Raw genomic sequence first — 10,375 nt, 5'->3', positions numbered from 1 at the left:
CCACTGTGGATCCCTTCGCCGTCACGGCCGTCACCCGCCGGTGGCCAGTCGCTCGCGCCACCACGCCACCGTCGCCTTGACCTGCTCGTCGACGGGGGTGGCGCGCACCGCGAACTCGGCTTCGTAGGCGCTCGCGTCCATGATGAAGGGCCGGTCGAACTGGTACCGGACCTCCTTCAGTTCGCGGAGCAGCGGGGAGACCAGCGACGCGAGTCCCAGCGCGGCCGACGGCAGCCTGCGCACCGCGACCGGCCCGGTCTCCGCCTGGGCGGCGAGGCGGTCGACCATCTCGCGGGTGGACAGCGCGGGCGCCGTCGGCACGTGCCAGGCGCGCCCCCAGGCCCGTTCCTCGACCGCCACCTCGGCCAGGGCGGCGGCCACGTCGGGGACATAGCTCCAGCTGTGCGGGGTGTCCGGGTCTCCGAGCGAGGAGACCGGCTTGCCGCGCAGCACCTGTGGCATGGCCCGCGCGGCCAGGTGTCCGCCGCCGGTCACCCCGGGCCCGAAGAAGTCCGATGCCCGCACCTCGACCGCCTTGATACGGCCCTGTTCATGGAGGTCGCGCGCCTGTTCCCACACGGCGGCGCGCACCCGCCCCTTGGTGCCGGTGGCGGCGAGCGGCAGCTCCTCGGTCATGGGGCCGTCCACCGGGCCGTACCCGTAGAGGTTGCCGAGCATGACCAGGACCGCCCCGGTGGCCTCGGCGGTCGTACGGAGCGACGCGGCCAGGGGCGGCCATTCACTCGCCCAGCGGTGGTAGGGCGGTGCGCCACAGCTGTAGAGGGCGGCCGCGCCCCGCACGGCCCCGGTCAGTCGCTCGCTGTCCGTCGCGTCCAGCGCGATGTGCTCGATACCCGGTTCGGGGCTCCTGCCCGACCTGGTGATGACGCGTACCGTATGGCCCTTTTCGGCGAGCAGCCGAGCAGTGGCCGCCCCCGCGGGCCCGAATCCTATGACGACATGAAGGTTCACGCGCGCACACTAGCGCGAGTATCCGTGGCTTTTGCGGCAGACGTTCCGACGGACCGCTACCGGGAGGCATCGACTCCCGTTGACGGCAGGTAGCGCGGGGCTCGCCAGGCGTGAAGCCGGCGCTCCACGGCGGCGCCCAGCGACAACAGCTCGGTGTCCTCGTGGTCACCGGCCATCAGGAGCACGCCCACGGGCAGCCCGTCCACGAACCCGGCGGGCACCGACAGGGAAGGGTACCCGGCCACGGCGGCGGGGGTCGAGGACGGGATCACATCGTTGTCGCCGCGTGCGCAGTCGGTGGTCCAGGCGGGCGGGTTCGTCGGCGAGGCGATTGCGTCCAGGTGATGGGTGGCCATGGTCTCGTCGAGGGAACGCCGCGAAAGGTCCTTCAACTCGGCGCGCATGGCCCGGTATTCGGGGTCGGTGGTGGGAGGCGCGGCAAGCGCCCGCTCGAACAGCTCCTGCCCTGCGAAGCAGCTCTGCTCCGCCGGGTGGGCGCGGTTGAACTCGATCAGCCCGGCTAGGTCGCGCGGGCCCTTGCGGGTGGCGAGGTAGGCGTCGATGTCCCGGTGGAACTCGCTCAGCAGCGCGGGGAACTCCAGCTCGGCCAGCCGGTCCTGATACGGCGGTGTCACCTCGACGACCTCGGCGCCCGCCATGCGCAGTCGCTTCGCGGTACGGGTCATCACGGCGTCCACCTCGGGCCCGAGCGAGGGCAGCCGCCACAGGCCGATGCGCTTGCCGCGCAGACCGGACGTCCTGGGAAGGGCGGCGGGATCGCCGGGGCGCGTGGTGCCGCTGAGCACCGAGAAGGTGAGCGCGGTGTCGATCACATTGCGTGCCATCGGCCCCGCGGTGTCCTGCTCGGCGGAGATCGGGACCACTCCGGACTGGCTGACGAGGCCGAGGCTGGGCTTGTGGCCGACCACCCCGTTCATCCCGGCCGGGCACACGATGGAGCCGTCGGTCTCGGTGCCGATCGCCACCTGCGCCAGCGACGCGGCGAGCGCGGCGCCCGAACCGGCGGACGAGCCGCAGGGATTGCGGTCCAGTACGTAGGGGTTGCTGGTCTGCCCGCCCACCGCCGACCACCCCGAAGTCGGCTTGGCGGACCGGAAGTTGGCCCACTCGGACAGATTGGTCTTGCCGAGGATCACCGCCCCCGCTTGGCGCAGCCGTGTCACCAGGGCGGCGTCCGTGTCCGGCGGGCTTCCGGCCAGTGCCAGCGAACCGGCGGTCGTGGGCAGGTCGCGGGTGTTCACATTGTCCTTGAGGAGGACGGGGATGCCGTCGAGCGGGCCACGGGTGTGGCCGTCCCGGTGCCTGGCGTCACTGGCGGCCGCCTGCCGCAGGGCGGTGGGGTCGGTGCGCAGCACGGCGTGGATCGTGGGGTCGATGGCCTTGATCCGCCGCAGGTAGGCGGTGGTCAGGGCGGCTGAGGTCAGCGAACGGTTCGCCATCCGCGCTTGGAGTTCCGGGATCGTCACGGTGTCGAGGTCGACGCCGAGTTCGGCGGGCGAAGCTGTTGGCGGCGACGGAATGCCACCGCCCACATCGGCGGCCTCGGCGGCCTCTGCGGCCTCGGCCCGCGGTTGCGGTGCGCCCGCGCAGAGGGAGCCCGCCACCAGGGCGGCGACCAGTGCGGCAAGGCTCGGCTTCCTCATGGCGCTCATGACCCTCATGCTCCTCATGAAGCTCAGCGCACTACAGGCCGACGGCCGGGCGCAAGGGGCTTACGCGCCGAGCTTGGGCGCGGGCACCCAGGGGGTGTCCGGCGGCTCCATCCCCTCCCCGCCCCTTCCCGCAGCATCGATGAGCGGCTCCGCCGCGTGGTGGGGCTCCGCCCGAGACCCCGGGGTCCAGGGGCGGAGCCCTTGCCACACGGCGGAGCCGCACGTCGTGCTTTCCCCTCCCCGCCCCTTCCCGATACCAAGGGCTCCGCCCCTGGACCCCGGGGGGCCTGAGGCGAAACCCCGACCAGAGTCGGAGGCAAAGCCCCCGCCCAGGGCCTGGGCCGAAGCCCCGGTTTCGGGGCCTCGGGCGGAGCCCCGGGCCGGGGCCTGGGGCAAAGCCCCGGGCCGGGCTCTGGGGCAGAGCCTCCGGACCTGAGGCAAAGCCCCCGCCCAGGGCCTGGAGCGAAGCCCCCGGTATCGGGGTCTGGGGCGAAGCCCCGGGCCGGGGCCTGGGGCAAAGCCCCGGAACGGGACCTGGGCCGAAGCCCCGGAACGGGACCTGAGGCGCAACCCCGGAACGGGGCCTGAGGCGCAACCCCGGAACGGGGCCTCGGGCGCAGCCCCGGAACGGGACCTGGGCCGAAGCCCCGGAACGGGACCTGGGCCGAAGCCCCGGAACGGGACCTGAGGCGCAACCCCGGAACGGGACCTGGGGCGGAGCCCCGGAACGGCGCCTCGGGCGCAGCCCTGGAACGGGACCTGGGACAAAGCCCCGGAACGGGACCGGGGACGGAGCCCCGGAACGGGACCTGGGGCGGAGCCTCGGGCGCAGCCCTGGAACGGGGGCTGGGGCGGAGCTCCAGTTTAGGGAAGGGGCGGGGAGGGGACAGCTTGCCGCAGGCGGCATGGCTCGCCGGGCACCCTCTAGCCCCGGCGCAGGCTTGCCAGGAAGCGCCAGAGTGCGGAGCGGGGCCGTTCCGGCTGGGTGGGGGCGGACGGTGCGGGCTCCGGCAGTGGGGTGGGTGCCGCGGCTCCGGCGGCCGGGGGCATCGGGGCCTGCCGCGTCCGCATCCGGTACCGGACCGGGAAGGACTTCAGACCGCGCACATGCGTGGACGAGCGCCAGGGCAACTGGTCCACGGGCAGCCCCAGTTCGAAGTCGCACCGTTCGAACAGCTTGCCCACGGCCGTGGTGACGATCATGTCCGCGAGCCCCCGGCCCGGGCACTGGTGCGGCCCCGCCCCCCACGCCAGATGGGCGCGCGAACTCACTGACGCGTCCTGGCTGCCGGGCGTGGCGAACATCGGATCGCCATGCGCGGCGGCGATGGAGGGCACCACCACATCGCCCGCGGCGAGCCGGAAGTCCCCCAGGTCGGTGTCGGCCGCGGGGAAGCGGAAGGTGAGGTTGACCCACGGCGGCGAGGCGATGTGCACGCGGTTGACCAGCTCCTCGACCGGCCCCGCCATCAGCCCGGCCCGCGTCCCGGACTCCCCGGCCAGCACCTCCAGCACGCTGTTGGTGATGGCGTGGCTGACCAGCTCCGACATGATGACGATGATCGCGTACAGCTCCAGGCCGATCTGTTCGACCGTCAGCGGGGGCTCGATGGCGAGCAGCCGGGTGGTCAGGTCGTCACCGGGGTGCTGCCTTTTGTACGCAGCGAGTTCGGTCGTCGCGGCCACCAACCGACCCACGGCGGCCGCGGCGTCCGGGCCGCCGTCCACCATGCGCCACGAGTCCATGAACACGTCGTCGCCCTGCTCGACCGGGAAGCCGAACAGCCGGTTGACGGCCATCAGCGGCAGCGCCCGCGCGAACTGCGCGCCCAGGTCCACCCATCCGCTCTCGCTGCCGTCCGCGAAGAAGGTGATCAGCTCGTCGGCGTGGCGGGACACGGCGTTCGCCAGCTCCCAGGACTGGGGCGCGTCGGAGTCCTGGAAGGGGGCGAGCGCCTCCTCCACGGCGGCGCGTGTCGCCTTGTGCCGCTGGTCGTCCTGGACCAGCAGATGGCTGACCTGGTAGCCGGGCAGATGCGGCCAGTCGGACGGCACCCGGCCCTCCCGCAGCCACCGCCAGTTCTGGACGTCCTTCTTCCATGCGCTCTCGTCGCGCAGCACCTCCCGCACCTCGCGGTAGCCGAGCACCAGCCAGACCGGCACCCCGTGCAGATCGACGGGTGCCACCGGCCCGTACCGGGCCCGCAGGCGTGCGTACACCGCGGCGGGCCGGGTCTCGAAGTCCCGTGTCATCAGCGGCTCGACCGCCAGGGACTCCAGCTCGGACGGCGCGGAGGCGGGGAAGTGCATTTCGATGTCCTTCGTGCGACAGCTGGGCCATTCCGCCCGGGCCGCGGGTCCGTGTGGGGAAGCCACACGGCATCTGACGCGCGGCACGGAGCGAGAGTCGGCCCGCTACGGCGCAGGCCACACTAGCGGCCGTTCGGCGGGCTGAACAGCGTGGCCGATCTCCGTAGTCCAGGGCATGGACCGCGCTGGGGTCCTTCCGGCGGATCCCCGTGGAAGAGGGAACGGTGTCCCCTAGGGCTTGTGGCCGACCGCCTCCGCGTAGAACGAGCGGTCCACGACCTGGTCCTCGGGCAGGGGGTCGCCCTCGACCACCCCGGCGGTGGCGTACGACTTCTGCAAGCGGTCCACGGTGCCCGCGCGAATCTCCCAGTCCATGCGCAGCGACGGCACGGCGGCCAGCGTGTCCGGTTCGGTCTTGAGCACGTCGGCGAGGTCGTCGAGGAACGCCTTGTCCTTCTTGTAGTCCCCGGCGAAGTAGGTGTTGACGGTGCGGATGTAGGCACGCAGGAACGCCACCCCCGCGTCCGGGTCCCCGGTCAGCAGATCGGGTCCGAACAGGAGCCCGCCGAGCGGTTCGCCCCTCGGCTGACCGCCGAGGAAGGCGTAGCCCGCGTCGCCGTCCACCTGGCGCCACACCGGGTCGAGCAGCCAGGCCGCGTCCACTCCGCCGTTCTTCAGCGAGGCGAGGACCTCGGCCGGGCCGAGCTGCTGGAAGCGGACGCTGTCCATGTCGGCCTTGTGCGCGGAGAGCACCTTCTCCATCGGGTAGGTGATGACCGAGCCCTTGCCGATGAGGGTGCCGACCGTACGGTCCTTGAGGCTGACCCCGCCCGCCGTCTCCCCCGGCCGCAGCCTGGCCCAGAATCCGCTCTTGGAGCCGGGCGCGGGCGTGAAGTTGCCGGCGACCCAGCGAATGTCGAACCCCTGCCGGATGCCGTTGAGCACGGCGGCCTCCGGCGCCGCGTACTGGACGTCGACATCGCCCTTGGCGAGCAGCGGAAGCGCGTCCGGGGTGGGCAGCAGCTTCACTTCGACGTCGAGCTTCTCCTTGCTGAACTCGCCCTTCGCCACGCCGATCCGCAGGGGCGCCAGATACTCGGCGGTCAGCGTGGAGGCGGAGACGACGACCTTCGTCTTCTTCTTCAGCGGCTTCGGCGCGGGCGTGCCGGGCGCGCAACGGGCGGGCCTGCGGGCGGCGGACATGTCGGAGGGGTCGGTCCAGCCCTTGGCGCAGCCCGCGACGGGGGTGATCGGACGGGGCTCGCTCCGCTTGCCCGGGCCCGCCGAGTCCGAGGTCTGCGCGTCGCAGGCGGCGAGGGAGCCGAGGACGCCCAGCAGGGTCACGCCCGTGAGCAGGGCGCGGGCGAGGGAGGGGGGCCGTGCCATGGGTGCCGCCTTCCGGGGGCCGGGGGTCGGAGCCGAGGTAGGGGTAAGGATTGAGGTCGGAGCCGAGGTGGGGATCAGGACTGGGATCGGAGCCGGGGTGGGGGTCAGGACTGGGGCCGGCCGCGGTCCCGCGGCGCCCAGGGGGTGAGCCGGCGGCCGATGAACCGGACGAGTTCGGAGAAGACCACGCCGAGCACGGCCACACAGACGATGCCGACGAACATCACGTCGTTCTGGAACAGCGTCCGCGAGTCGAAGATCAGGTGGCCGAGGCCGTCGTTCGCGGCGATCTGCTCGGACGCGACGATGACCAGGACCGCCACTCCGGCCGCGACCCGCATGCCGACGAGCACCTGCGGCAGCGAGGCGGGCAGCAGAACATGGCGGAACATCTGCCAGGGACCGGCGCCGAATACCTGTCCGGCCTCCCGGTGGCCCTCGGCGACGCCCATCACGGCGGCCATCGTGGAGATCCACACGAAGAAGAAGACGGTGGTCGCGACGAGCGCGATCTGGGGTCCCTCGCCGAGGCCGAACATATTGAGGAACACGGGGAGCAGTGCGAGCTTGGGCACGACGTACAGCGCGTCGAGCAACGGTTCCAGCGCCGCGCGGACCATCCGCAGCGCGCCCATCAGCAGCCCGAAGAGATAGCCGGTGGCGGTGCCGAGAGCGTAACCGGCGACCACCCGCTTGAGCGTGGCCCATACGTCCGGCCACAGCTTGCCGTCGGCGGCGCGCTGCCAGCCGTCCGCCGCGATCGTGGACGGCGCGGGGTAGATACGCGAGTCGATCCAGCGCTGATCCGCGGCGAGCTGCCACAGCAGGATCAGCGCGGCGGGCACGGCGAGGGCGAGGGCGAGTTCGATGGCGCGGCGGCGCCGGTGGGCGCGGACCGGATCGCGCTCCCCCGGTCCGGGGCGCCGCACCAGCAGCGTCGTCCCGGCGGACCCGCCGTCCCGTTCACCCTCACCAGGGTGTTCACCGGGGCGCTCACCGGGCCGCGCGGCCGGGGCCGAGGCGGCCGTGTTCTCGCCCTTCATGAGGGCTTCCCCACCGGGTCCGCCGGAGCGGCGGCACCGGCCCCGCCCCGCTGGACCTCGTCACGCAGGAGTTCCCACAGCTCGGACCGCAGGGCGGCGAACTGCGGAGCGTGGCGCATCGCCCCGGTGCGCGGGCGTTCAAAGGGCGGGTGCCGTTCGGCGATCACCTTGCCGGGTCTGGCCGACATCACCACCACCCGGTCCCCGAGCACGATCGCCTCCTCCAGGCTGTGGGTGACGAACAGTGCGGTGGTGCGGGTCGCCTGGCACACCGCGAGCAGCTCGTCCTGGAGGATGGTGCGCAACTGGGCGTCGAGCGCGGCGAACGGTTCGTCCAGGAGCAGCACCTCCGGCTCCACCGCGAGCGCGCGGGCGATCGCCACCCGCTGCCGCATCCCGCCCGACAAGGTGGCCGGGTAGGCGTCGGCGAAGTCGGAGAGGCCGAGCCGGGCGAGCCAGTCCCTGGCCCGCGCGTCGGCGGCCTTGCGTGGCACACGCCGCACATCGAGTCCGAAGCGGACGTTGGCCAGCACGGTCTTCCAGTCGTAGATGCCGTAGTCCTGCGGGATCATCGCGGCCGGGTGCCGGCGGCGAGCGCGAATCTCGACCTCGCCACCGCTGGGGCGGACGAGTCCGGCGACGATGCGCAGGAACGTGGACTTGCCGCATCCGGACGGGCCGACGATGCAGCAGAACTCCCCTTGCCGAATGTCCATATCGAGTGGTCCAAGGGCGTGCACCTGTCGGGTTCCGTGCCCGAAGGTGCGGGTCACCGCGCGGGCACGTACTTTCGGCGCGGCCCCGGGTGTGGTGTGCGGCTCCACCCCGTAACTCCTGATCCGGTCGAGCGGATGTCGTGCGACAACGGCTGCGCGCACCGCTTTACGATATGACGGGGCGTCAGATTCGGGCAAGGGTGGCGGAGCGACTGGCAGCCCAGGGGCAGGGGCAGGCGCTCAGGAGCAGGCGACGCCTCCAGGGGCAGGCGAACAGCTCAGGACAGGCGGCGGCACAGCAGCGCGTCCGGGCTGCCGGAGCTGCCCACCCGCGTGGTGAAGGCGATACCGGCGGCGTACTCGCCGTCCGCGCACTGGCCCTTGTACGCGCCGTGGGCGAAGTCGCCACCCGCGGCGTCGGCGGGCCGGTTGTCGGAGCGGTCGAACCAGACCGTACGTCCCGTGGTGCCCAACGCGGTCCGGGCCGGGGCGCACAGCGCGGCGGACACCCGGCTGCCACGGCGGCTGTAGCCGATGAGGAACTGGTCCGAGGGGCACTGGAACTTGGTGTAGCCGGAGGCCCAGTCGCCATCGGAGGGCACGTACCGTTCATCCGTGACGACCGTATGGGCGGTGCCGGGGGCGCGCGGGTCGTCGGCCCCGGTGTCGGTGCACAGTCCACGTCCGGCGGTGTGGCTGAGGCCGATCAGCCGCAGCCCATCGGGGCAGGCCGCCTTGTAGGCGCCCGGATCCCAGTCGCCCCGGCCCCGCTCGATCAGCGACCGCACATGGTCGCCGTGGTCGGTGACGAGCATACGCCAAGCAGGGACGCGGCCGACGGGGCCGGTGTGTTCGGGCGCGGTCATCAGCCGCTGCCACGCCGTGCCACGCCAGTCGCCCTGGTCGAGGATTCCGTGTCTGCGGCCCGAGGAGTCGTAGCGCAGCAGCGACCAGTTGTCGTGGCCTTCCCATCCCACGAGTGGCCAGTAGGCGAAGTCGGCGTCATGGTCGGCGAAGTAGTCGGTGATATTGGTGAACCAGGCCCGGGGCGCGGTGCCCGTCTCGGCCGATCCGATGCCGAACTCGCTGATCCACACGGGTGCCGTGTAGTGCCGTCCGCTGTCCTCGGCGACGAAGAACGCCTGGTCGGTGAGGACTCGATACAGCTCATCGCGGCTGAGGTCCTGGTACCGGGGGTCATGTGTCTCGCCGACGCCGGTGGCGCCGCTGTGGCGCGGGCCGGTGTAGCCGTAGAAGTGGGCCGAATACACCAGCTTGTGGGCGTCTGTGAGGGTGTGCGAGAGGGTGCGCGCGGGGGCCAGGGTGGGGCGCTCGTGGGGCAGCCCGTCCACCGGGATCCCGGTCCAGTTGATTCCCTCGATCACGATGAGGAGGTCGGGGTCGGCCTCGGTGAGGATGCGGTCGGCGGCGCGCTGCGCGGCGGTGTACCAGTCGTGCTCGTCGCCGAGGCCCCAGTTGGGGTCGTCCAGGACATCGCGGCGCACCTCGTTGTAGAGGTCGGCGCCCACCACGCGTGGTTCGTCGGCGTAGCGGCGGGCCATGAAGACCCAGTCGTCGATCCACGCTTTCGTGGACTGGCCGCTGTTCCACCGCTCGTTGCCGTCGATACCGCAGCACCACCGGGTGGTGTTGGTGTGGTTGTTGAGGATGACGGCGAAGCCGTCCCGGCTGAGAGCGGACACCACCGCATCGAAGATCTGGAGGGGTGTCTTTCCGCGCAGTTGGGTGTTGGCGGCCACGGCGCCGTCCGGAACGGTCGCGGTGGCGTGGATCATCTCGTTGGAGAACGGCAGCCGGATGCTGTTGATGCCGAGCCGATGGAAGTCGGCGAGCAGCGTCGGCAGGGGAACCCGGTCCAGGCCGAGGGGAATGCCGGAGGAGTTCTGCCCGGCGTGGTGGTTGGCGGGGTCGTCCACACTGCCGCTCCCCGTCCACGAGCCCTGTGCGCCGTCCCAGTTGGCCGACTTGAGCCGGAAGCGGTCGCCCTTGGCGTCCACGATGTACCGGCCGCGGGTCGACAGCGGCGGCTGCCAGCTCTCTGCCGCGGGGGCGGGGGCGGAGGTGGCCGTGGCGGAGGTGGCGGGGGCCGCCGGTGCGGTGGGCTGTTGGGCGGTGGCGACCGGTCCCGGCGCCGTGGCCAGCAGGGCGAGGATCGACGCGATTCCCGTCAGGTACCTGAGTGTTCTCCTGGTCGGCATGCGGCCTTCCCATGGGTGAGCGATGGTGCCCGAACGCGGCTCCGCCGGACCCGGCG

At 72.3% G+C, this 10,375-nt stretch carries 7 protein-coding genes; all 7 read right to left on the bottom strand.

What is annotated here, in order from left to right; genetic code table 11:
- Nucleotides 1-30: 30 nt before the first annotated feature.
- Complete coding sequence (locus ACJX2R_RS41530) at nucleotides 31-972, bottom strand: NAD-dependent epimerase/dehydratase family protein (RefSeq protein WP_413104270.1); 942 nt, start codon at nucleotides 970-972, stop codon at nucleotides 31-33.
- A 56-nt stretch (nucleotides 973-1,028) separates the two neighbouring features.
- Nucleotides 1,029-2,636 (bottom strand): amidase, encoded by a 1,608-nt coding sequence (locus tag ACJX2R_RS41525; protein ID WP_413106081.1) that lies wholly within the window; start codon nucleotides 2,634-2,636, stop codon nucleotides 1,029-1,031.
- A gap of 933 nt (nucleotides 2,637-3,569) precedes the next feature.
- A complete protein-coding gene (locus ACJX2R_RS41520) occupies nucleotides 3,570-4,955 on the bottom strand; it encodes a cytochrome P450 (RefSeq protein WP_413104269.1) in 1,386 nt (461 codons plus the stop codon).
- A 231-nt stretch (nucleotides 4,956-5,186) separates the two neighbouring features.
- Nucleotides 5,187-6,341, bottom strand: a complete 1,155-nt coding sequence (locus ACJX2R_RS41515; RefSeq protein WP_413104268.1) for an ABC transporter substrate-binding protein — start codon at nucleotides 6,339-6,341, stop codon at nucleotides 5,187-5,189.
- Nucleotides 6,342-6,445: 104 nt separating this feature from the next.
- Nucleotides 6,446-7,384 (bottom strand): ABC transporter permease, encoded by a 939-nt coding sequence (locus ACJX2R_RS41510; protein ID WP_413104267.1) that lies wholly within the window; start codon nucleotides 7,382-7,384, stop codon nucleotides 6,446-6,448.
- The gene (locus ACJX2R_RS41505) at nucleotides 7,381-8,208 is read right to left on the bottom strand and encodes an ABC transporter ATP-binding protein (protein ID WP_262702602.1); all 828 of its coding nucleotides are present in this window, start codon (nucleotides 8,206-8,208) and stop codon (nucleotides 7,381-7,383) included. Before ACJX2R_RS41505 ends, ACJX2R_RS41510 begins: the two co-directional genes overlap by 4 nt.
- 170 nt (nucleotides 8,209-8,378) lie before the next feature.
- Nucleotides 8,379-10,319: a glycoside hydrolase family 5 protein gene (locus ACJX2R_RS41500; RefSeq protein ID WP_413104266.1), complete on the bottom strand. Its 1,941-nt coding sequence runs from the start codon at nucleotides 10,317-10,319 to the stop codon at nucleotides 8,379-8,381.
- Nucleotides 10,320-10,375: the final 56 nt, after the last annotated feature.

Origin of the sequence: Streptomyces sp. Inha503 (genome assembly GCF_047215865.1) — a bacterium.
Taxonomy (GTDB): domain Bacteria; phylum Actinomycetota; class Actinomycetes; order Streptomycetales; family Streptomycetaceae; genus Streptomyces; species Streptomyces lycopersici.
The sequence above is the reverse complement of the archived record's forward strand: the minus strand, read 5'-3'. Positions and strand labels throughout refer to the sequence as shown.